Origin of the sequence: Dechloromonas hortensis, assembly GCF_009469765.1 — a bacterium.
In the GTDB taxonomy this organism is placed as follows: domain Bacteria; phylum Pseudomonadota; class Gammaproteobacteria; order Burkholderiales; family Rhodocyclaceae; genus Azonexus; species Azonexus hortensis.
In genome coordinates this window covers 369,380-389,581 of sequence record NZ_SSSQ01000001.1, presented here as the reverse complement: position 1 = coordinate 389,581, position 20,202 = coordinate 369,380, and the positions used below count along the sequence as shown (strand labels likewise).

General features: G+C 60.9%; 22 protein-coding genes and 1 riboswitch. Of the genes, 17 read left to right on the top strand and 5 right to left on the bottom strand.

Features of this window, described 5'->3' with window-relative positions; genetic code table 11:
• Positions 1–3: 3 nt before the first annotated feature.
• The gene (gene gdhA, locus GH663_RS01925; RefSeq protein ID WP_153130043.1) at positions 4–1,347 is read right to left on the bottom strand and encodes an NADP-specific glutamate dehydrogenase; all 1,344 of its coding nucleotides are present in this window, start codon (positions 1,345–1,347) and stop codon (positions 4–6) included.
• 345 nt (positions 1,348–1,692) lie between these two features.
• Between gdhA and GH663_RS01920 the strand changes: the two genes are divergently transcribed.
• The 13 genes from GH663_RS01920 (at position 1,693) to GH663_RS01860 (ending at position 13,340) form a co-directional block, all read left to right on the top strand.
• On the top strand, positions 1,693–2,595 hold the full coding sequence (locus tag GH663_RS01920; RefSeq protein WP_153130042.1) for a LysR family transcriptional regulator: 903 nt from the start codon (positions 1,693–1,695) through the stop codon (positions 2,593–2,595).
• Positions 2,596–2,668: 73 nt separating this feature from the next.
• Positions 2,669–2,763, top strand: a riboswitch (glycine riboswitch).
• 155 nt (positions 2,764–2,918) lie between these two features.
• Entirely contained in the window at positions 2,919–3,587 is a 669-nt protein-coding gene (locus GH663_RS01915) for a trimeric intracellular cation channel family protein (protein WP_246181476.1), read from the top strand.
• Between the two features lie 199 nt (positions 3,588–3,786).
• A complete protein-coding gene (locus tag GH663_RS01910) occupies positions 3,787–4,422 on the top strand; it encodes a carbonic anhydrase (RefSeq protein WP_153130041.1) in 636 nt (211 codons plus the stop codon).
• Between the two features lie 192 nt (positions 4,423–4,614).
• Positions 4,615–4,815, top strand: a complete 201-nt coding sequence (locus GH663_RS01905; RefSeq protein WP_153130040.1) for a hypothetical protein — start codon at positions 4,615–4,617, stop codon at positions 4,813–4,815.
• A 57-nt stretch (positions 4,816–4,872) separates the two neighbouring features.
• The gene (locus tag GH663_RS01900; protein ID WP_153130039.1) at positions 4,873–5,136 is read left to right on the top strand and encodes a YkgJ family cysteine cluster protein; all 264 of its coding nucleotides are present in this window, start codon (positions 4,873–4,875) and stop codon (positions 5,134–5,136) included.
• Positions 5,137–5,169: 33 nt separating this feature from the next.
• Positions 5,170–5,994 (top strand): undecaprenyl-diphosphate phosphatase, encoded by an 825-nt coding sequence (locus tag GH663_RS01895; protein ID WP_153130038.1) that lies wholly within the window; start codon positions 5,170–5,172, stop codon positions 5,992–5,994.
• The gene (locus GH663_RS01890; RefSeq protein WP_153130037.1) at positions 5,979–6,572 is read left to right on the top strand and encodes a YqiA/YcfP family alpha/beta fold hydrolase; all 594 of its coding nucleotides are present in this window, start codon (positions 5,979–5,981) and stop codon (positions 6,570–6,572) included. The genes GH663_RS01895 and GH663_RS01890 overlap by 16 nt, the downstream gene beginning before the upstream one ends.
• 7 nt (positions 6,573–6,579) lie before the next feature.
• Positions 6,580–8,481 (top strand): ribonuclease catalytic domain-containing protein, encoded by a 1,902-nt coding sequence (locus GH663_RS01885; RefSeq protein WP_153130036.1) that lies wholly within the window; start codon positions 6,580–6,582, stop codon positions 8,479–8,481.
• Positions 8,478–9,356 carry an energy transducer TonB gene (locus tag GH663_RS01880; protein ID WP_211371037.1) on the top strand — a complete coding sequence of 293 codons (879 nt, stop codon included), beginning with the start codon at positions 8,478–8,480 and terminating at the stop codon, positions 9,354–9,356. Before GH663_RS01885 ends, GH663_RS01880 begins: the two co-directional genes overlap by 4 nt.
• Positions 9,353–10,177 (top strand): shikimate dehydrogenase, encoded by an 825-nt coding sequence (aroE, locus tag GH663_RS01875; protein WP_153130035.1) that lies wholly within the window; start codon positions 9,353–9,355, stop codon positions 10,175–10,177. Before GH663_RS01880 ends, aroE begins: the two co-directional genes overlap by 4 nt.
• Positions 10,174–10,869, top strand: a complete 696-nt coding sequence (gene mtgA / locus GH663_RS01870) for a monofunctional biosynthetic peptidoglycan transglycosylase (RefSeq protein WP_153130034.1) — start codon at positions 10,174–10,176, stop codon at positions 10,867–10,869. Before aroE ends, mtgA begins: the two co-directional genes overlap by 4 nt.
• Positions 10,870–10,961: 92 nt before the next feature.
• Entirely contained in the window at positions 10,962–12,404 is a 1,443-nt protein-coding gene (gene mgtE, locus GH663_RS01865; protein WP_153130033.1) for a magnesium transporter, read from the top strand.
• Positions 12,405–12,560: 156 nt separating this feature from the next.
• A complete protein-coding gene (locus GH663_RS01860; RefSeq protein WP_153130032.1) occupies positions 12,561–13,340 on the top strand; it encodes a PEP-CTERM sorting domain-containing protein in 780 nt (259 codons plus the stop codon).
• Positions 13,341–13,384: 44 nt separating this feature from the next.
• On the opposite strand, the gene sugE is transcribed toward GH663_RS01860, so the two are convergent.
• Genes sugE through thiD form a run of 4 tightly spaced genes read right to left on the bottom strand, consistent with a single transcriptional unit; the run spans position 13,385 to position 16,491 of the window.
• The gene (sugE, locus tag GH663_RS01855; RefSeq protein WP_153130031.1) at positions 13,385–13,717 is read right to left on the bottom strand and encodes a quaternary ammonium compound efflux SMR transporter SugE; all 333 of its coding nucleotides are present in this window, start codon (positions 13,715–13,717) and stop codon (positions 13,385–13,387) included.
• Positions 13,714–14,997: a glutamate-1-semialdehyde 2,1-aminomutase gene (hemL, locus tag GH663_RS01850; protein WP_153130030.1), complete on the bottom strand. Its 1,284-nt coding sequence runs from the start codon at positions 14,995–14,997 to the stop codon at positions 13,714–13,716. Before hemL ends, sugE begins: the two co-directional genes overlap by 4 nt.
• Positions 14,994–15,626, bottom strand: coding sequence for a thiamine phosphate synthase (gene thiE / locus GH663_RS01845; RefSeq protein ID WP_153130029.1), 633 nt, complete (start codon positions 15,624–15,626; stop codon positions 14,994–14,996). The genes hemL and thiE overlap by 4 nt, the downstream gene beginning before the upstream one ends.
• Positions 15,616–16,491 (bottom strand): bifunctional hydroxymethylpyrimidine kinase/phosphomethylpyrimidine kinase, encoded by an 876-nt coding sequence (gene thiD / locus GH663_RS01840; protein WP_153130028.1) that lies wholly within the window; start codon positions 16,489–16,491, stop codon positions 15,616–15,618. The genes thiE and thiD overlap by 11 nt, the downstream gene beginning before the upstream one ends.
• Positions 16,492–16,717: 226 nt before the next feature.
• Between thiD and GH663_RS01835 the strand changes: the two genes are divergently transcribed.
• From GH663_RS01835 to GH663_RS01820, 4 genes are read left to right on the top strand one after another with little or no spacing between them, the layout of a single operon-like run.
• On the top strand, positions 16,718–17,092 hold the full coding sequence (locus GH663_RS01835; RefSeq protein WP_066885458.1) for a response regulator: 375 nt from the start codon (positions 16,718–16,720) through the stop codon (positions 17,090–17,092).
• A gap of 14 nt (positions 17,093–17,106) precedes the next feature.
• The gene (locus GH663_RS01830) at positions 17,107–17,472 is read left to right on the top strand and encodes a response regulator transcription factor (protein ID WP_153130027.1); all 366 of its coding nucleotides are present in this window, start codon (positions 17,107–17,109) and stop codon (positions 17,470–17,472) included.
• A 5-nt stretch (positions 17,473–17,477) separates the two neighbouring features.
• Positions 17,478–17,990 (top strand): chemotaxis protein CheW, encoded by a 513-nt coding sequence (locus tag GH663_RS01825; RefSeq protein ID WP_066885452.1) that lies wholly within the window; start codon positions 17,478–17,480, stop codon positions 17,988–17,990.
• 40 nt (positions 17,991–18,030) lie between these two features.
• Positions 18,031–20,193, top strand: coding sequence for a methyl-accepting chemotaxis protein (locus GH663_RS01820; protein ID WP_153130026.1), 2,163 nt, complete (start codon positions 18,031–18,033; stop codon positions 20,191–20,193).
• Positions 20,194–20,202: the final 9 nt, after the last annotated feature.

The window sequence follows — 20,202 nt, the reverse complement described above, 5'->3', positions numbered from 1 at the left end:
GGTTTAAATGACGCCTTGGGCGAGCATGGCATCGGCCACCTTGACGAAGCCGGCAATGTTGGCGCCATTGACGTAGCTCATCTTGCCGTCGGCATCGCGTCCATAAATCAGGCAGGCTTCATGGATGTTGCACATGATCTCGTACAGGCGGACATCGACTTCGTCGCGCTGCCAGGAGAGGCGCATGGCGTTCTGGCTCATTTCCAGGCCGGAAGTGGCCACCCCGCCGGCATTGCTGGCCTTGCCCGGGGCATAGAGCACCCCGTGGCCTTCGAATATCTTCACGGCGTCGGCGGTCGATGGCATGTTGGCGCCTTCGGCAACGCAGATCACGCCGTTTTTCACCAGCCGCTGCGCATCGTCGCCATCCAGTTCGTTTTGCGTGGCGCAAGGCAGGGCGACGTCCACCGGCACGTGCCAGGGGCGCAATCCCGGGTGGAAGTCGGCGCCGACCCGCTTGGCGTAATCGCTGACGCGACCGTAGAGGTGGTTTTTCACCTCCATCAGGTCGGCCAGTTTTTCCGGCGTGAAGCCGCTTTCGTCGACGACCGTGCCACTCGAATCCGACACCGTGATGACCTTGGCACCCAGGGCCATGGCTTTCTCGACCGAATACTGGGCAACATTGCCGGCGCCGGAAACGCTGACCCGCAGGCCCTCGAAGCTGCGGCCATGCTGCCTGAGCATCTGCTCGGCGAAATAGACCGTGCCGTAGCCGGTCGCCTCGGGGCGGATCAGCGAGCCGCCGAAACTCAGGCCCTTGCCGGTGAAGACGCAGTCGGCGCGATTGGAGAGCTTTTTCATCATGCCGGCCATGAAGCCGACTTCGCGCCCGCCGACGCCGATATCGCCGGCCGGAACGTCGGTATCGGCACCGATATGGCGGAACAGCTCGCTGACGAAAGCCTGGCAGAAGCGCATCACTTCGCCCGGACTGCGCCCCTTCGGGTCGAAGTCGGAACCGCCCTTGCCACCGCCCATTGGCAGGGTGGTCAGGGCGTTCTTGAAGGTCTGCTCGAAAGCCAGGAACTTGAGGATGGACAGGTTGACCGAAGGGTGGAAGCGGATGCCGCCCTTGTAGGGGCCGATGGCCGAAGAGTGCTGGATCCGGTAACCGCGATTGACCTGGACCTCGCCATGGTCGTCCACCCACGCGACGCGGAACATGATGACCCGCTCCGGCTCGACCAGGCGATCGAGCAGGCCGTGTTCGGCATATTTCGGGTGGCGTGCGATGTACGGCCACAAGCTTTCGATGACTTCGCTGACCGCTTGCAGGAATTCTGGCTGCCCCGGATTGCGGCTGGCCACCTGCTGGATGAAGTCCTCAAAATTCTGGTAACGCATCGTCTGTCCCCTGTTTTATTGCTTGGTAAGTTTTTCAAAATTGCGTCGAAGCCAAACCGTCGCGCCATGGAAAATCCGCCTGGCATTGATGTTCAAACGGCGACAATTGGCGCCCCGATTTGGTGCGAAAAATCGAGGTGGAGTGAGAGTGCGCGCAGATGGATGTGCCAACGAGCGTTGCAAACGAGCTAATCGTGGGCATTCTCAGTTGTTGTTGGGCGCTCTATCGAGAAAGCCTGGCTCGACTGTTTTTGGAGGCTTTGATCATAGGGTCGGAAACTGCGCTTGATAAGCCACTCTTTTTGAACAAAACTGTTTCCGTTTTGATAACAGTCGGGGAGCTTCGTGCACGATATAAATGACATGTTGTTTTTCGCCCACGTGGTCAAGGTCAGGAGTTTTTCCGAGGCGGCGCGCCGGCTCGATGTCTCCAAATCGCGGGTAAGCAAGGCGATCGCCCGGCTGGAAAGCGACCTGGGGGTTCGCTTGCTGCATCGGAGCACGCGCAGCCTGAGCCTGACCGATGTCGGCGAGGCGTATTTCGAGCACTGCGACCGGATACTGGAAGAACTGAGCCTGGCCGACACGACGATTTCCCGCCTGCATCAGGAGCCGCGCGGCAAACTGAAGATCAGCGCCCCCGTGGCGTTCAGTACGATGCATGTCGCCTCTGCCTTGCCCGACTTCATGGCCCGCTATCCCGACCTGACCGTCGATCTGACGATCAGCGACCGAATGGTCGATCTGGCCGACGAAGGCTACGACATCGCCCTGCGTATTACCCGCGAGCCCGGCCAGAACCTCGTGGCCCGTCAATTGGCGCCGATCCGCCGAAAGATTTGCGCCAGCCCGTCCTACCTTGCCCGTCGGGGAATTCCGCTCGTTCCCGAGGATCTCGGCGAGCACAATTGTCTGGACTACACCTTCATGAATACCCAGGGGGTCTGGCATCTGAACGGCGTCGACGGCGATGTTTCAATCCCGGTCGCCGGCACCCTGCGCATCAATGACGACGAAGCGCTCTCCCAGGCCGTGCTCGGCGGCCTTGGCCTGGCTTTACTGCCGACCTTCATCGTCGGCAAGGATCTGCAGGAAGGTCGGCTGGTCGAGGTCTTGCCCGGCTATGTGCCAACCGAACGTTTCATCTACGCGGTGCATCTGCCAAACCGGCATTTGCCGCTGAAAGTCCGCGCCTTCATTGAGTTTCTGCTCAATCGTTTTGGCCCAACCCCGTATTGGGATCGCTAAAAGAGAGGGGGGGCTCGCTACCGACCCAGCAAGAACATTGGTTGACAGAAGGTTCACCGCATCACGATAATCGGCCGCTTCTGCGGGAGAGAGAGTTCTGGCTTGCCAGGCTCCGCCGAAGGCGCAAGCTCCCATAATCGCTCAGGCATGATGAACCGTAGAAAAGATTCGCCGACTGGAGAGCAGTTGCGGGCATTGAATGCCTGGCAGCTCACCGAAGGGGCTGGCTCTTGTCGAGCCGAAACTCTCAGGTAAAAGGACAGGGGGAGAGGCGTCACGGAAGCACTCGATTCGAGGCTTCTGATATTTGACGGAGTCTCCCTGTGTTAGAAAGTCTCGCCCACGTTTTTCAGCCCCTTGCCAGCAAGCAATTCGACCTGCTACTGGTCGTGTATCTGATCGCCATCGCGACCGAAGCCATGTCTGGCGCGCTGGCCGCCGGACGGCGCAACATGGATATCTTCGGTGTCGCCGTCATTGCCTTTGTCACCGCCCTCGGCGGCGGCACGATCCGGGATGTCGTACTCGGCAACTACCCGATCGGCTGGACGCAACACCCCGAATACGTCTACCTGGTCATTCTGGCCGGCTTGGCAACGACCTTGCTCGCCCGCTTCATGCACCACATGAAAAGTGCCTTCCTGATGCTGGATGCGATGGGCCTGGTCGCCTTCTCGCTGATCGGCAGCAATATCGCTCTGCAACTCGATTACCCCGTGGTCGTGGTCATCATGGCCGGCATGCTGACCGGGATCTGTGGGGGGATTCTGCGCGATGTGCTGTGCAATCAAGTTCCCGTGGTGTTCTGTCGGGAGCTCTACGCCAGCGTTTCCCTATTCGTCTGTGCCCTCTTTATCGGGTTGAGGTCACTTGGCGTCGATACCGACCTCAATACGCTGCTCTGTTTTATCCTCGGTTTTGGCTTTCGTATGCTGGCGCTCCGTTTCAGTTGGAAGCTGCCGACCTTTTCCTATCAGCAGCGTTGGGATTAGGGGTAGCGGTCATTTTTCGCCTCCCTGTGTGAATGGCGGTTGGGGGCGGCTCAAGCAATGTCAGCTTTACGCTGATTTTCAGAAACACCAAGAACGTAGCAATTTCGGCTAACTGCTCAGAATTGCACTTGGAACTTCTCTGCGCGTTCCGGCTCTATCGCTGGCAATTTCCCATCAGATTCGCTCGTGGAGTTCAGTCGTGCAAAAGGTCATTGAAGGTTTCTTGAAGTTTCAAAAGGACGTTTTTCCGGAAAGAACGCAGCTGTTCAAGGAATTGGCGCAGCGGCAGAGTCCCAAGGTGCTGTTTGTCACCTGCTCGGATAGCCGGGTGGTGCCGGAACTGTTTACGCAGCAGGAGCCTGGTGATCTGTTCGTCATTCGTAACGCGGGCAACATCGTGCCGTCCTACGGGCCCGAGCCGGGTGGTGTTTCGGCAACCGTCGAGTATGCGGTATCGGTCCTCCAGGTCAGCGATATCGTGATCTGCGGTCATTCGAATTGTGGGGCGATGGCGGCAATTTCCAGCTGTCAATGCCTCGACCATCTGCCGGCGGTCGCGCACTGGTTGCGCTATGCGGATTCGGCCAAGGCCGTCGTTGCCTCGCAGACGTACGCGACTCCGCAGGAGAAAGCCGATGCGCTGGTTCGCCAGAACGTGATCGCCCAGCTCGCCAATATCCGGACTCATCCGTCGGTTGCCCTAGCCCTGGCGCAGCGCCGCCTGAATCTGCACGGTTGGGTGTACGACATCGAGAAAGGGGTGATCGATGCGCTCGACGGCGCAAGTGCCAGCTTCGTGCCGCTATCGGCCAATCACCAAGTTGTTGCCACCTAGAGCCAGCAAGGCCTATGGTCGGGGATGGCAACGTGCCGGCCATGTATTGATGACCCGTACGCCGCCGGCGGCTTTGGTCGAGCGCCGGACGTCCGGCTTTCTCTTTATCGCACTGGGCTGACCAAGGCTTTCGGTTTTCCCGCGCCCAATCCATTAGAATCCGCTACCGCTCGATTTCCACTGGAAAGCTTCATGTCATCATCGAAAGACCCTTCTTTACCCTCGGCCGATGCCGCCCCGGATGAGGCTGCTGAGGCGCAAAAGCTGCATGAGCTGTTGATGCAGTTTTCCCGGGAAGAAGATGCCAAGGTGGCCGAACGCGAGGCGGCCATTGCCAAAAACCGGGCCCGCGCCCTGCAATTGCTGGCCGTTCTCGAAAAATCGCAGGCTTGATCGCGCGCCCTGTGGCAGCAAGCCAGTATCAACTGCTTCGCCTGGAGTTGGCCGCGCATGGCTGAAAGCAGTGCCCCGCCTCTCGCCTGTCGCCCCGGTTGCGGCGCCTGCTGCATCGCGCCGTCGATTTCCTCGCTCAACAAGCCGGCCGGCATCCCTTGCCAGCATCTCGCTGCCGACCTGCGTTGCCGCATCTTCGGCCAGCCGGAACGCCCGGCCTGCTGCGGCGGTCTGCAGCCGTCGTTTGAAATGTGCGGGATATCCCGTGAGCATGCGCTGAAATGGCTTGGCGAACTCGAAACTTTGACTCATCCGGGATAGTAGAATGCGGCCTCCCAACCTAGGCTGCATCACATGGACCCCATTCTTCTTCTCAAGGCCCTGATCCTCGGCATCGTCGAAGGGCTGACCGAATTTCTGCCGATCTCGTCAACCGGGCATTTGATTTTGGCCGGCGATCTACTAAATTTTAACGACGATCGCGGCAAGCTGTTTGAAATTGTCATTCAGTTCGGCGCCATTCTGGCCGTCGTCTGGGAATACCGTGAGCGCCTGCTCAAGGTGGCGCGCGGTGCGACCTCCGACCCGGCGGCGCAGAAGTTCCTGCTCAACCTGTTCGTCGCCTTCCTGCCGCTGGCCATCCTCGGACTGGCCTTCGGCAAGGCGATCAAGGCCAACCTGTTCAACCCGATCGCGGTGGCGACCACCTTCATCGTCGGTGCCCTGGTCATCCTGTGGGCCGAGCGGCGCGAGCACAAGATCCGCGTCCAGACGGTCGAGGAAATGAGCATCGCCGATGCGCTGAAGCTCGGCATCGCCCAGGCCTTCGCGCTGATTCCCGGCACTTCGCGTTCCGGCGCGACGATCATCGGCGGCCTGCTTTTCGGTCTGTCGCGCAAGGCGGCGACCGAGTTCTCCTTCTTCCTGGCGATTCCGACGCTCGGCGTGGCGACCTTCTATCAACTGTACAAGGAGCGCGCCCTGCTCAATGCCGACGATATCGGCATGTGGGTGGTCGGTTTCATCTCGGCTTTCATCTCGGCCTTCCTGTGCGTGCGCTGGCTGTTGCGCTTCATCTCCAGCCATGATTTCGTGCCCTTCGCCTGGTACCGCATTGCCTTCGGTATTGTCGTGCTGGCCACCGCGCAATTTGGTTGGGTGCAATGGACGGCAAACTAGGCCAGCCGCAGATCATCTATCTGCACGGCTTCTGTTCCTCGCCGGCATCGTGGAAGTCACGCCTGCTGGCCGAGGAAATGGCCCGGCGCGGGTTGGCCGGGCAGTTCGTCTGCCCGCAACTGTCGCCGGTGCCGGATACGGCGATGGCCGAGGTCGGCCCACTGATCGAGCAGGCGCCGGGGCCGGTGACGCTGGTCGGTTCGTCGCTTGGCGGGCATTACGCCAACCACCTGGCTGAAAAATTTGGCTTGAAGGCGGTGCTGATCAACCCCGCTACGGTCGACCGTCTGGATTTGGCAAAATTCGTCGGCGATCACGTCAATTTCCATACCGGCGAACAGTTTTTCTTCAGTGAAGCCCACGCCGCCCAATTGCGGGCGCAGGTCGTCCGGCCGACGCCGGCGCGCTACTGGCTGTTGCTCGAAACCGGCGACGAGGTACTCGATTACCGGCAGGCGCAGGACTTTTACGCCGCTTGTCGGCAAACGGTGCTGAACGGCGGCGATCACAGCTTCACCCGGTTTCCGGAGTTCATTCCGCAAATCCTTGAATTCGCGGAAATTCGCGCCGGGTTATAATCCGGCGATGAACGTATTGTTTGAAGAAGATGGCGGCTTCAAGGCCGGCAATGTGATGGCCGACAACGACAGCTCGTTGCAGGTTGAGTTGCCGACCGGCAAGCGCAGCAAGATCAAGGCGGCAACCGTGTTGCTGCGTTTTGAAAAACCGTCGGCGGCAGCCTTGCTGGATCAGGCGACGCCGTTGGCCGAAGAGATCGAACCGGATTTCCTGTGGGAGTGCGTGAACGATGGCGAATTTTCGTTTCTTGATTTTGCCCGTGATTACTACGGACACGAGCCCGCGCCGGTCGAAGCGACGGCGGTGCTGCTCGCCCTGCACGCCGCGCCCGTCTATTTCCACCGCAAAGGCAAGGGCCGCTTCCGCAAGGCGCCCCCCGACATTCTCGCAGCTGCTCTGGCCAGCCTTGAAAAAAAGCGTCAGCAAGCTGTCGCGATTGAAGGCTGGATCAATGCGCTGAAGGAATTCAGCCTGCCGCCGGAAATCGGCGCGCTGACCGATGCGCTGCTCTATGCGCCGGACCGCAACAAGCCGGAAACCAAGGCCTTCGAGACGGCCTGCGCCGAAACCGGACTGACCGCGGCACAAATGCTGTTCAAGTGCGGCGCCATCAAGTCGGCCTACTACCTGCACTACAAGCGCTTCCTGCACGAACAGTTCCCGAAGGGCGTCGCTTTTCCGGCTCTTGACGCGCCGAAGCTGCCGAGCGACCTGCCGCGCGCTGATGTTCGCGCCTTCTCGATCGACGATGCCAACACGACCGAAATCGACGATGCGCTATCGGTCGTCAAGCTGCCTGGCATCGGTTCGCGCATCGGCATCCACATCGCCGCGCCGGGGCTGGCCATCGAACACGGTTCGCCGCTCGACGGCGTCGCCCGCGCCCGGCTGTCTACCGTCTACATGCCCGGCAACAAGATCACCATGCTGCCCGATGCCGTGGTCCAGAACTACACGCTGGCTGGCGGCGTCGATTGCCCGGCGGTGTCCTTGTACCTGACGGTCAATGAATCGCTGGAAATTCTCAGCCACGAGTCGCGGTTGGAAATGGTTCACATCGCCGCCAACCTGCGCCACCACGAGATCGAACCCTGGTTCAATGCCGAGACCATCGGCGGCGCCTTGCCCGACCAGCCGTTCAAGGATGAACTGGTGCATCTCTGGCACTTCGCCAACGCCTGTGAAGGCCGCCGCGGCAAGCCGTCGGCAATGCAGGGCATCAACGACTACAACTTCGAGATCGTCGGCGATCTGGCCGACCCGGACGCGTGTACCGTCGGGATTTCCGAGCGCAAGCGCGGCAGTCCGCTCGACAAGCTGGTCGCCGAGCTGATGATTGTCGCCAATTCGACCTGGGGCGGCCTGCTCGCCGAGAAGAACATCGCCTGCCTGTACCGCGCCCAGACCCAGGGCAAGGTGCGCATGACGACTTCGCCGCTGCCGCACGAAGGCCTCGGTGTGCCGCAATATGCCTGGATGACTTCGCCGTTGCGGCGCTATTGCGACATGGTCAATCAATGGCAGCTGATCGCCTGTCTGAAAGGCGAAACGCCGGCCTTTGCCCAGAAATCGGCCGAACTGTTCGCCGCCATGCGCGATTTCGAGATGACTTACGCCGCCTACGCCGATTTCCAGCGGGTGATGGAGCGGTACTGGTGCCTGCGCTGGCTGCAGCAGCACGACATCACGGAAATCGACGCCACCGTCCGCCGCGAGCAACTGGTCAAGCTCGACCACCTGCCGCTGATGCTGCGCGTGCCCTCGTTGCCGGCTGATCTGCTGCCCGGGACGCGCGTTCATCTGCAGCTCGAAACACTCGATCTACTGGCCCCGGAATTGACCTGCCGTTTCCTCAACCTGCTCGGCGACAGCAATGTCGCCGAAGCAGCGGAGGAGGAAGAGCAGTGAGTGCACAGGCGCTTCGCTGGCAGCCCCGGCTGCCGGATAATCGCCGACTCTGGATTGCGGTCGGCTCATCGCTGCTTTTCCATGCCCTGCTGCTGACGCTGCATTTCAAATTCCCCGATGCCAGCAATGCGATGCGCGAAAAGGCGCTCGACATCATTCTGGTCAATGCCAAGTCGGCGAGAAAACCGCATGACGCGCAGACGCTGGCCCAGTCGAACCTCGATGGCGGCGGCAATACTGATGAAAACCGTCGGGCCAAAACCCCTTTGCCGTCGACGGCGCAACAAACGACCGGCAATGACCTGCAGCAGATGCGCCGCCGGGTACAGGAACTGGAAGTTGCCCAGCAGAAGATGCTGACCCAGGCGCGTAGCCTGCGTAATGTGGCGTCCAGTCAGACGGCGAACGAACAACCGAATCCGGCGCCGAGCATCAGCGGTCTCGACCTGGCCGAATCGGCGCGAGCAATGGCGCGTCTGGAGGGGGAGATCAGCAAGACCACCGACGAATACACCAAGCGGCCGCGCAAGAAATTTGTCGGCGCGCGCGCCGAGGAATACCGCTTCGCCCAGTACATCGAGGACTGGCGCCAGAAAATCGAGCGCATCGGCACGCTGAATTATCCCGATGCGGCGCGAGGCAAGTTGTACGGCTCGCTGGTGCTGACGGTGGCGATCAATGCCGATGGCTCAATCGGGCGGATCGATATCAATCGTTCCTCGGGGCACAAGCTGCTCGATGATTCGGCGCGCCGCATTGTCCAGATGGCTGGCCCCTATTCGCCTTTCCCGCCGGATATTCGGCGCGATACCGACGTTCTCGAAATCACCCGCACCTGGTATTTCACCCAGGGCGATCAGCTTTCCGCCAAATGACCGATCTCTACGCCGTTTTTGGCAACCCGATTGCCCATTCCAAGTCGCCGCTCATCCATGCCGCCTTCGCCGCCGCCACCAGCCAGGCCATGCGCTACGAAGCCCGTCTTGCTGCGGTCGACGGCTTCAAACAGGCAATTTCCGATTTTGTCGCTGCAGGCGGCAAGGGGGCGAATGTCACGGTGCCGTTCAAGGAAGAGGCCTTTCGTCTGAGCACGCAGCTCAGCGAGCGCGCCGCCCGGGCCGGCGCGGTCAATACGCTGGCCTTTAAAGGCGGCGAGATTTTCGGCGACAACACCGACGGCGCCGGGCTGGTTCGCGACATTACCGTCAACCTCGGTTGCACCCTGGCCGGCAAGCGCATCCTGTTGCTCGGCGCCGGCGGTGCGTCGCGCGGGGTGATCGCTCCCTTGCTGGCTGCGCGGCCGGCCGCCTTGTTCATTGCCAACCGTACGGCGGCGAAGGCCGAACTCCTGGCCGATGCTTTTGCCGATATGGCGCCGGTCGACGCCGGTAATTTCGATAAAACTGCAGGCAAATGTTTCGATGTGGTGATCAATGCGACGTCTGCCAGCTTGTCCGGCGAGGCCGTGCCTTTGCCATCGGGAGTCTTCGCGCCAGGGGCGCTGGCTTACGACATGATGTACGGCAAGGGTGAAACGCCGTTCCTGCAGATCGCCCGCGAGCAGGGGGCGGCCCGTTGTGCCGATGGCCTGGGCATGCTGGTCGAACAGGCGGCAGAAGCCTTCTTCGTCTGGCGTGGCCTGCGGCCGCTGACCGGCGACCTGCTGGCGGAACTGCGCGCCGGCCTGGCCGGATGAAAACGTTGGGCCGCTGGCTCAAGTGGGCCGTTCTCGGCCTGTTCGGTTTGTTCCTGCTCTGGCAACTCTGGCTGTTTTGCTGGGTGCTGCTCTGGGGCTGGTTCAATCCGGGCACGACGCGTTTCATGGAAATCCGGCTCGGCGAATTGCGCCAGAAGAATCCGGAGGCTCAGCTCAAGCAGCAATGGGTGCCTTACGAGCGGATTTCCATTCACCTGAAGCGCGCCATCATTGCCGCAGAAGACGCCAAGTTCGTCGATCATGAAGGCTTCGATTGGGAAGGCATGCAGAAAGCGCTGGAAAAGAACCAGAAAAAAGGCCGCTTCGTGGCCGGCGGTTCGACCATCAGCCAGCAATTGGCGAAAAATCTCTTCCTGACGCCGAGCAAATCCTATTTCCGCAAAGTTGAAGAAGCGATCATTACCGTGATGCTCGAAAACCTGTGGAGCAAGCGGCGCATCTTCGAGGTTTATCTGAACGTGATCGAGTGGGGCAATGGCGTATTTGGCGCCGAAGCCGCGGCCCGTCATTACTACAACGCCAGCGCCGCCCAACTTGGGCCGGAACAGGCGGCGCGTTTGGCCGGCATGGTGCCGAATCCTCGCTTTTACGACCGCAATCGTGGAGCGCCCGGCCTCGGGCGAAAAACGTCGATCATTCTTGGCCGGATGGCGAGCGCCGAAGTGCCCTGATCGGCTGCAAATAAGGGTTTTCCGCAGCGATTTTGTCAAAACCTCGACATTCGCCCGGTGCTAAAATGGCGCACCTTTTGCGGCACCGCACCATGAGCGAAGAAGCCCAGCTGACCGATACCGAAGACTTGCAGGAGCGCCTCGCCGAGGTGCAGACCCTGCTCGCCCGGCATAAGCTGGTTGAGGAGCTGGTGCACCGACAGGAAGGGCCGCGTCACGACCTGGTCGAAGACATGGTGCACAAGCAGCATCTCAACGAGCTGCAGGCCCGGCTGGAGCCGATGCACCCGGCCGACATCGCCTATATCCTGGAAGCGCTGCCGCTCGACGAGCGGTTGATCGCCTGGGATCTGGTCAAGGCCGAGCGCGAAGGCGAAATCCTGCTCGAAGTCTCGGACGCCGTTCGCGAAACGCTGATCGACTCGATGGAGCGGACCGAACTGGTTGCCGCCGCCGAGACGCTCGACGCCGATGAACTGGCCGACCTGGCGCCAGACTTGCCACAAGGCGTTATCGACGACGTTTTCCGCGGTTTGTCGGTTGAAGAGCGCGAACAGCTACGCGCCGCGATGTCCTATCCGGAAGACTCGGTCGGCTCGATCATGGATTTCGACATGGTCACTGTTCGCGAAGACATTTCGCTCGAAGTCGTCTTGCGTTATCTGCGCCGTTTCGACGAACTTCCCGACCATACCGACCAGCTATTTGTCGTTGATCGCAATGAACGCCTGAAGGGCGTACTGCCCTTGAACATTCTGCTGGTCAATGAGGTCGATGTCGAAGTCGGCATCTTGATGCAGACCGACTTCGTTGAGCTGGAGCCGGACGATCTGGCTGACGAAGCGGCCAAGGCCTTCGAACGCTACGATCTCGTCTCGGCCCCGGTGGTCGATCCGGAGGGGCGGTTGGTCGGGCGGGTGACGGTGAATGCGGTGGTCGACTTCATTCGCGAAGAGGCAGAAAGCGAACAGCTGGCCCAGGCCGGTCTGCGGGAAGAGGAAGACATCTTCGCGTCGGTCTGGGATTCGGTGAAAAACCGCTGGTCCTGGCTAGCGATCAATCTGGTCACCGCCTTTGTCGCCTCGCGGGTGATCGGTGCTTTCGAGGATTCGATCGAGAAGCTGGTCGCGCTGGCGGCGCTGATGCCGATCGTCGCCGGTATTGGCGGTAATTCTGGTAATCAGACGATTACCATGATCGTCCGCGCCATCGCCATGGGCCAGGTTCAGCCCGACGCCATGCGCCGCCTGTTGCGCAAGGAGCTGGGCGTGGCGACCATCAACGGCCTGATCTGGGGCGGCCTGCTCGGTCTTGCCGCCTGGTGGCTCTACGGTAGTTTCAAGCTGGGCATCGTGATGACCTCGGCGATGACCCTCAACCTGTTGCTGGCCGCCTCGGCCGGGGTCGGCATCCCGCTGTTGCGCCAGAAATTCGGCGCCGACCCGGCAATTGGCGGCTCGGTGATGATCACCGCCCTGACCGACTCCGGTGGTTTCTTCATCTTCTTGGGGTTGGCGACGCTGTTCCTGATGTAGCTGCAATTTTCCGACAGCGGCCGAACGGACTGTCGGAAAAATTTACACTACCGGGTTTCAGGTACCTTTACCTCTTTTAACGTATTGTTTGTTTAGGTAAATTTTTACTGGCATCGAATTTGCTCGTTAGGCGAACCGTTCATCAAGGGGGTTCTAATGAAGCAAAAACTGTTGGTTGCCGCGCTGTCGGCTTTCTTTTCCCTGGGGGCAACTGCTGCCCCGGTTATCTATAACAACGACATTGTCAGTGGTCAGGCTTCCTTTGATGCCACCATTGCCGGCGTCGGTGGCACCGTGACCACGTTGTCGCTGTCCGGTCTGTCGAGTGGCAGTAGCTGGTCGCTGCCCGGCTTGACGATTTCATCGACCAACGGGGCATTTCGCTCGATCGACAACGATTACAACAGCTACCGCGCCTCAGGTGCGAGCTATGCGCTGGGTGGCCAGGCCATCGGGATCAATCCGACCAGCCCCGCTGCCGGTTCAGGTCTGACCTTCACCTTCGCCAATCCGGTAAACGCCTTTGGTCTGCAAATCGGCGATTGGGCAACCTGCTGCACCAGCGTGACGCACGCCGATACGGGGGCGCCGACTGGCTCCAATCTTTTCATTTCCTTTGACGGTGGTGCTACCCGTTTGGTGGCCAATGCCACCAGTGCGCTGACCAATCCGGGCAACAAGGATTACGATGGCGATGGTTTTGTAGATTACGTCTACACCAATTTCGTGGCCGCAATCGACGATACCAGCACGTTTACCAGCGTGACCTTCTATGGTGACGGCTTTGGCGAATATCTGGTGGCTGGCGGCACGCTGCGTTACGCGACCGTTGCACAAGGGTCGGTGAGCAATGGTGTGTCCGAGCCGGAAACGCTGGCGCTGGTCGGCCTTGGTCTGTTCGGCCTGGCGGCATCCCGCCGCCGCAAGATTGCCTGAGTTCGTCAGGCTTCCAAAAAAGGCGACTCCTGAGTCGCCTTTTTTTATTCCTTGCCGAGCAGCTTGAGGCCGACGATGCCGGCAACAATCAGCCCGATACTGATCAGGCGCGCCACTTCGCGCGATTCACCGAATAGCAGCATGCCGAGAATGGCCGTACCGACGGCGCCGATGCCGGTCCATACGGCGTAAGCGGTGCCCAGCGGCAGCACTTTCAGCGACCAGCCGAGCAGCAGTACGCTGGCGACCATGGCCAGCAGCGTGCCCACCGAAGGCCACAACCGGCTGAAGCCTTCGGTGTATTTCAGACCGACCGCCCAGCCGATCTCGCACAGACCGGCCACGAAGAGGATCAGCCAGGCCGAGGCAGCACTCATTGCTGGCTGGCGAACCAGGCATCCGCCGCGCCGATGGTGGCGGCGATGTCGGCCTCGCTGTGGGCGGCCGAGACGAAGCCGGCTTCGAAGGCCGAGGGGGCGAAGTAGTGGCCGGCATCGAGCATGGCATGGAAGAAGCGGTTGAAGGCTTCCTTGTCGCAGGCCAGTACTGCGTCGTAGGTGCTGGGGCAGCGTTCGGCGAAATAAAGGCCGAACATGCCGCCGACGTTCTGGGCGGCGAAGGCGATGCCGTGTTTTTTCGCGGCGCCGACCAGGCCGTCGCACAGCGCCTTGGTCTTGGCGGTCAACGCTTCGTAGAAGCCATTTTCCTGAATCAGTTTCAGGGTGGCGAGGCCGGCCGCGGTGGCGATCGGGTTGCCGGACAGCGTGCCGGCCTGATAGACCGGGCCGAGCGGGGCGATCTGTTCCATGATTTCACGCTTGCCGCCGAAGGCGCCGAGCGGCATGCCGCCGCCGACCACCTTGCCGAACGTCGATAGGTCCGGGGTGATGCCGTAGAGGCCCTGGGCGCTCTTCAGGCCGACGCGGAAGCCGGTCATCACTTCGTCAAAAATCAGTACGGCGCCATGCTTGGCGGTCAGTTCGCGCATCGCTTTGAGGAATTCGGGCGTCGGCGCGATCAAGTTCATGTTGCCGACCACCGGTTCGACGATGACGGCGGCGATCTTGTCGCCATGCTCAGCAAAGGCGTCAGCCAGTTGCTGCGGGTCGTTGTAGGCGAGGACCATGGTGTGCTGGGCCAGGTCGGCAGGCACGCCGCCCGAGGAGGGGTTGCCGAAGGTCAGCGCACCCGAGCCGGCCTTCACCAGCAGGCTGTCGGAGTGGCCGTGGTAGCAGCCTTCGAACTTGATCAGTACGTCGCGGCCGGTGTAGCCGCGAGCCAGGCGGATGGCGCTCATCGTCGCCTCGGTGCCGGAGGAAACGAGGCGGACCATTTCCATCGACGGCACCAGTTCACAGAGCAAGTCGGCGATCTCGACTTCCTTCTCGGTCGGCGCGCCGAAAGAGAGGCCGTCAACGACGGCGGCCTGGACGGCGGCGATGACGTCGGGGTGGGCGTGACCAAGGATCATCGGGCCCCAGGAACCGACGTAGTCGACGTACCACTTGCCGTCCGCATCCTGCACCTTGGCGCCGACGCCTTTCTGGAAAAAGAGCGGCGTGCCGCCGACCGAGCGGAAGGCGCGGACCGGTGAATTGACGCCGCCGGGAATGTGGCGCTGGGCGCGTTCGAACAGTTGCTGGTTGCGTGAGGTCATGACAGGGCTTCCTCGAAGAGATGTTGGTAGGCAGCGGCACGGACGGCGATGTCCGGCGCGTTGAACAGGTCGGTGATGACTGCCAGCAGGTCGGCGCCGGCGGTGATCAGCGGGGCGGCATTGTCGAGCGTGATGCCACCGATGGCGCAACTGCTGGCGGTGAGGGCGGTTTTTGCCTGTTGGAACAGGTCGACCGCAGCAAGCGGGGCGTGCGGCTTGGTCGGTGACGGATAGACGGCACCAAAGGCGACGTAATCGGCGCCAGCAGCCACCGCTTGCCGGGCGCACGCGAAATCGGCATAGCACGAGGCGCCAAGTAGCCGGCTCGGGCCGAGAATGGCGCGGGCGGCGACGAGGTTGCCGTCCTCCTGGCCAAGATGCACGCCATCGGCGCCGATCAGCAGGGCCAGGGCGAGGTCGTCATTGATCAGCAGGCGGGCGCCAAAGCGCCTGGTCAACTGGCGCAAGGCGCTGGCGCGGGCGACGCGTTCCGGCATCTCGCTCAGCTTGTCGCGGTATTGCAGCAGGCGGCAACCGCCGGCCAATGCCGCTTCGACCTGGGCAAGCAGGTGCCGGCCGTCAGCGCATTCCGGCGTGATGGCGTAGAGGCCACGCAGCTTATTTGCCATCGCTATCCTTGCTGGCCGTTTCTGCCGGCGTTTCTGTCTCTTCCTCGTCACGCGCCCAGAAGAAACGATCCGGTATCAGTTGTCCCATGCCGGCGTGGAAGCCATTTTTCAGGGTCTGCCAGGTGTAGTCCTGGGCGTCGCGCACGGCGTCCTCGATACTGGCGCCGCCGGCAATGCAGCCGGTGATCGCCGAGGCCAGTGTGCAGCCGGAGCCGTGATAGCTACCCGGCAGGCGCTCCCAGCTGTCGCGGCGGATGACGCCTTGCGGGCCGTACAGCGTATTGACGACCTGTGGCGTGCTTTCGTGGGTGCCGGTAATCAGTACGTACTGGGCCCCCATCTCGATCAGGCGCTGGGCGCAGACGTCGATGCTCGGCTCGCTTTCATCGTCGTCGCTCTCGGCCAGGCGCCGTGCTTCCGGTGCGTTGGGGGTGAGCAGCGTCGTTTGCGGCAGCAGCAATTCGCGCATCGCCGAAATGATTTCCTCGCCCGAGAACTCGTCGCCCCGGCCGGAGGCCAGGACCGGGTCGAAGATCAGCGGGATTTCCGGGTAGTCGGAAAGAATCTCGGCCACGGTGACCACATTTTCGACGCTGCCCAGCACGCCAATCTTGAAGGCGGCGACCGGCATGTCCTCGAGGACGGTGCGTGCTTGCTGTTCGAGAAGTTCAGCGGCGACCGGGTGTACGCTTTGGACGCCGACGGTGTCTTGCACAGTCAGGGCGGTTAGCGCGGTCAGCGGATGGCAGCCCAGGCTGGCCAGGGTCAGAATGTCGGCCTGAACACCGGCACCGCAGGATGGATCGCTGGCGGCAAAAACAAGAACCAGCGGTGGGCTGGGGGGCGTCGTCTGGGTTTGGGTCATGAAAGCTCGCGCCCTTGGCAGGTGCGAAGGGGATTGGGTAAGATGGCCGCGATTTTATCCGAATCCGGTGGCTGCCGACGTCGCCATCTGAAGGCTGTAACACCGTTTTCAGAATGCTGGCGAATTACTACATCCGTAGTATGATGCAGCGATATCGAAAGCGCCCTGCAAGGGGCCAGGGGACAAGGAATTGGCTGATTTATCCAGACTGCGTGGCGTCAGGGTTATGGTCATTGACGACAGCAACACGATACGGCGTAGCGCCGAGATTTTTCTCGTCCAGGCCGGGTGTCAGGTTGTTCTCGCCGAGGACGGTTTCGATGCGCTGGCCAAAATCGCCGATCACCAGCCCAACGTGATCTTCTGCGACATCATGATGCCGCGACTCGACGGCTATCAAACCTGTTCGCTGATCAAGAAAAATCCCCGTTTCAAAGCCACGCCGGTCATCATGCTTTCCTCGAAGGATGGCCTGTTTGATCGCGCCCGTGGCCGCATGGTCGGTTCTGATCAGTACCTGACCAAGCCCTTCACCAAAGACAGCCTGCTGCAAACGGTCGCCACCTTTGCATTGCCGGCGGAAACAGAAACCAATACGTAGTTCAGGGAGCAAAAATGCCCGTCAAGAATATTCTCGTTGTCGACGATTCGCCCACCGAGCGCTTTTTTACCGTTGATTTGCTGACCAAGGCCGGTTATCAGGTGATTACCGCTGAAAACGGCGAAGAGGGCATTGCCAAGGCCAAGGCCAATAAGCCCGACCTGATCCTGATGGATGTCGTGATGCCAGGTCTGAATGGCTATCAGGCAACCCGGACGCTGACCCGTGACGAGGAAACCAAGAATATCCCGGTCATCGTCTGCACTTCCAAGGGGCAGGAAACCGACAAGATCTGGGGGTTGCGTCAAGGTGCAGTCGATTATCTGGTCAAGCCGCTCAACCCTGAGGAACTTCTGCAACGAGTTGCCGCGCTGCCCTGAGCTAAATGGCTAAGAAAACCAGTCTTCGCGATTTTCAGGCCTATCTGGCTGACCGTTTGACCACCGCGGCGCAGGGCAAGGGTGGCGCTTCCTGGCTGGGCATTCAGGCTGGCGACGAGGCTTGGCTGGTTGATCTCTCCGATAGCGGGGAGATCGTTCAGGCCCCGACTGTGGCCGGCGTGCCGCTGACCCGGCCGTGGTTCGCCGGGATTGCCAATATTCGCGGCAACTTGTTCGCGGTGACCGATTTTTCGGTTTTTCGCGGTGGCGTGCCGACGCCGCACAATGCAAACGCCCGTCTGTTGCTGGTTGGCGTCAAGCATGGTTCGAATGCCGCACTTCTGGTTTCGCGGATGCTTGGGCTGAAGAACCCGGAAGATTTCACGGCTGAAACGCCCGACCCGGCAGCCCCCGAGTGGGCGGCAATGCGCTATGCCGATCATCAGGGCAAGATCTGGCACAAACTCTCGGTTCGCGATCTGCTGGCCGATCAAGATTTCATGAATATCGGGGTTTGATTCCGGGGCACTGTACCCCACCCCAGAGCGGAGGAATTCCATGGCTTTCAGTTTCAAACTGCCCAAGTTGGGTGCCGGTGCAAAAGATGAGGCATCCGACCAGATGACCGTGTCGACAGCGATGTCGCTCGAGGGGGCGGGGTCGGCGATGAAATCCCTGTTGCCGGAGTTTCTTGCCAAGCAGCCGGTCATCCAGCAGATGAAGGTGCTGGGTAGCATTTTTGTCTTCTTGCTGCTGTTGATTGCCGGCCTGGTTTTCCACGATAACCGCGAGTCAACCTACGGTACTGCCTATATCGCGGCGTCCGGTGAAATGCGCATGCTGTCGCAACGCCTGGCCAAGGCCTCTTCGCTGGCGCTGCAGGGTAATCCGGTTGCTTTCAGTCAATTGAAGGAGTCGCGCGATACGTTTGCGCAATTGCTCGAGCGACTTTCAGTCGGTGGTGAAATCAGCGGCGTCAATGTGCCTTCGTCGCCCGATGATGTCCGGCCGCAACTGACGGCCTTGACCGAGCGCTGGATGGCCACCGAAAAGGATGCGGCAACCGTGATCGGCCAGGAGAAGAGCCTGGTTGAGCTCGGCAAGAGCGTGGCGACGATCGACAACAAGAATGCCGTGATGCTCGAGCTGACCGAGCAGGTTGCCGCACTGAAGCTGCAGGCCGGCAGCGCGGCCCGGGAAATTGCTTCAGCCAACCAGTTGGTGATGTTGACCCAGCGGATTGCCAAGAACGCTTCCGCGCTGCTGGTTGGTGACGAAATCAATCCGGAAGTCGCCTTCCTGCTAGGCAAGGATACCAACGCCTTCCGTGACATTCTGGCCGGCCTGACCAAGGGGAGCGACACTCTGCGCCTGTCCGGCAATAACGATCCGGAAACCCGTGAAAAACTGAATGAACTCGATGCCGCCTTCCGGCAGTATCAGGCGGCCATTGGCAGCATTCTCGGCAACATGCAGCCGCTGGTCCTGTCGAAACAGGCCGGTTCACGGATTTTCCGAGAAAGCGAGGAGTTGCTGAAGGCCACCGACGACCTGGCTGCCGGTTATCAGGAAACCCTCAGCGAGCGTGGTCTGTACATCATTTTGCTGATTGTGCTGACCATCCTGGCGCTGGCGGCACTGGCCATGCTGGCCAAGATCTATCTTGACGATACCGGTCGCCGCGCCCTCGATGCTGAACATCAGCGTCAGGCTTCCGAACAGACCAATCGCGAGAATCAGGACGCCATTTTGCGCCTGATGAACGAACTGGGCGACCTCGCCGATGGCGACCTGACGGTCACGGCGACGGTGAGCGAAAACATCACCGGCGCCATCGCCGACTCGATCAATTACACGATTGAAGAACTGCGCGTGCTGGTCGGCCGGATCAACGACGCGGCCAACCGGGTGACGGCCGCGACCGAAATCGCTCGCCTGACCTCGGCCGAACTGCTCGATGCCGCCGGACGTCAGTCGGCGGAAATTCAGGAAGTCGGTCAGTCGGCGCTGGAAATGGCCCGTTCGATGAGCCAGGTTTCCGGCAACGCCACGCAGTCCGCCCAGGTTGCCCGGCAGTCGCTGATGGCCGCCGAAAAAGGGACGCAGGCTGTACATGACTCGATCAAGGGTATGAACGAAATTCGCAACCAGATTCAGGAAACCTCGAAGCGCATCAAGCGCCTCGGCGAAAGCTCGCAGGAGATTGGTGAAATCGTCGAACTGATTTCCGACATTACCGAACAGACCAACGTGCTGGCCCTTAACGCGGCGATTCAGGCCGCCTCGGCGGGTGATGCCGGGCGCGGTTTTACCGTGGTTGCTGAAGAAGTGCAGCGTCTGGCTGAACGTTCGGCCGAGGCGACGAAACAGATTGCAGCGATTGTGAAGACGATTCAGACCGATACCCAGGATGCTGTTTCGGCTATGGAACAATCGACGCAGGGGGTGGTTGAAGGGGCCAAGCTGTCCGATGCGGCGGGGCAGGCACTAACCGAAATCGGCCAGGTGTCGCGCGATCTGGCCGAACTGATTCAGGATATTTCGACCTCGACGCAAACGCAGGCCAACTCGGCGACGCAGGTGGCGACGCTGATGCAGGACATTCTGCGGGTGACCGAGCAGACCACGGCCGGGACGCAGCGTACAGCCGAGGCGGTAGACGAACTGACCGCGCTGGCTTCCGAACTGAAGGGTTCGGTCGCCGGCTTCAAGGTGGATTGACCGACTTCG

Coding starts and splice junctions, on each gene's coding strand:
- gdhA (WP_153130043.1), bottom strand. CDS start 1,347: ATGCGTTACCAGAATTTTGAGGACTTCATCCAGCAGGTGGCCAGCCGC.
- GH663_RS01905 (WP_153130040.1), top strand. CDS start 4,615: ATGTCATCATCGAAAGACCCTTCTTTACCCTCGGCCGATGCCGCCCCG.
- GH663_RS01900 (WP_153130039.1), top strand. CDS start 4,873: ATGGCTGAAAGCAGTGCCCCGCCTCTCGCCTGTCGCCCCGGTTGCGGC.
- GH663_RS01895 (WP_153130038.1), top strand. CDS start 5,170: ATGGACCCCATTCTTCTTCTCAAGGCCCTGATCCTCGGCATCGTCGAA.
- GH663_RS01890 (WP_153130037.1), top strand. CDS start 5,979: ATGGACGGCAAACTAGGCCAGCCGCAGATCATCTATCTGCACGGCTTC.
- GH663_RS01885 (WP_153130036.1), top strand. CDS start 6,580: ATGAACGTATTGTTTGAAGAAGATGGCGGCTTCAAGGCCGGCAATGTG.
- aroE (WP_153130035.1), top strand. CDS start 9,353: ATGACCGATCTCTACGCCGTTTTTGGCAACCCGATTGCCCATTCCAAG.
- mtgA (WP_153130034.1), top strand. CDS start 10,174: ATGAAAACGTTGGGCCGCTGGCTCAAGTGGGCCGTTCTCGGCCTGTTC.
- mgtE (WP_153130033.1), top strand. CDS start 10,962: ATGAGCGAAGAAGCCCAGCTGACCGATACCGAAGACTTGCAGGAGCGC.
- GH663_RS01860 (WP_153130032.1), top strand. CDS start 12,561: ATGAAGCAAAAACTGTTGGTTGCCGCGCTGTCGGCTTTCTTTTCCCTG.
- sugE (WP_153130031.1), bottom strand. CDS start 13,717: ATGAGTGCTGCCTCGGCCTGGCTGATCCTCTTCGTGGCCGGTCTGTGC.
- hemL (WP_153130030.1), bottom strand. CDS start 14,997: ATGACCTCACGCAACCAGCAACTGTTCGAACGCGCCCAGCGCCACATT.
- thiE (WP_153130029.1), bottom strand. CDS start 15,626: ATGGCAAATAAGCTGCGTGGCCTCTACGCCATCACGCCGGAATGCGCT.
- thiD (WP_153130028.1), bottom strand. CDS start 16,491: ATGACCCAAACCCAGACGACGCCCCCCAGCCCACCGCTGGTTCTTGTT.
- GH663_RS01835 (WP_066885458.1), top strand. CDS start 16,718: ATGGTCATTGACGACAGCAACACGATACGGCGTAGCGCCGAGATTTTT.
- GH663_RS01830 (WP_153130027.1), top strand. CDS start 17,107: ATGCCCGTCAAGAATATTCTCGTTGTCGACGATTCGCCCACCGAGCGC.
- GH663_RS01825 (WP_066885452.1), top strand. CDS start 17,478: ATGGCTAAGAAAACCAGTCTTCGCGATTTTCAGGCCTATCTGGCTGAC.
- GH663_RS01820 (WP_153130026.1), top strand. CDS start 18,031: ATGGCTTTCAGTTTCAAACTGCCCAAGTTGGGTGCCGGTGCAAAAGAT.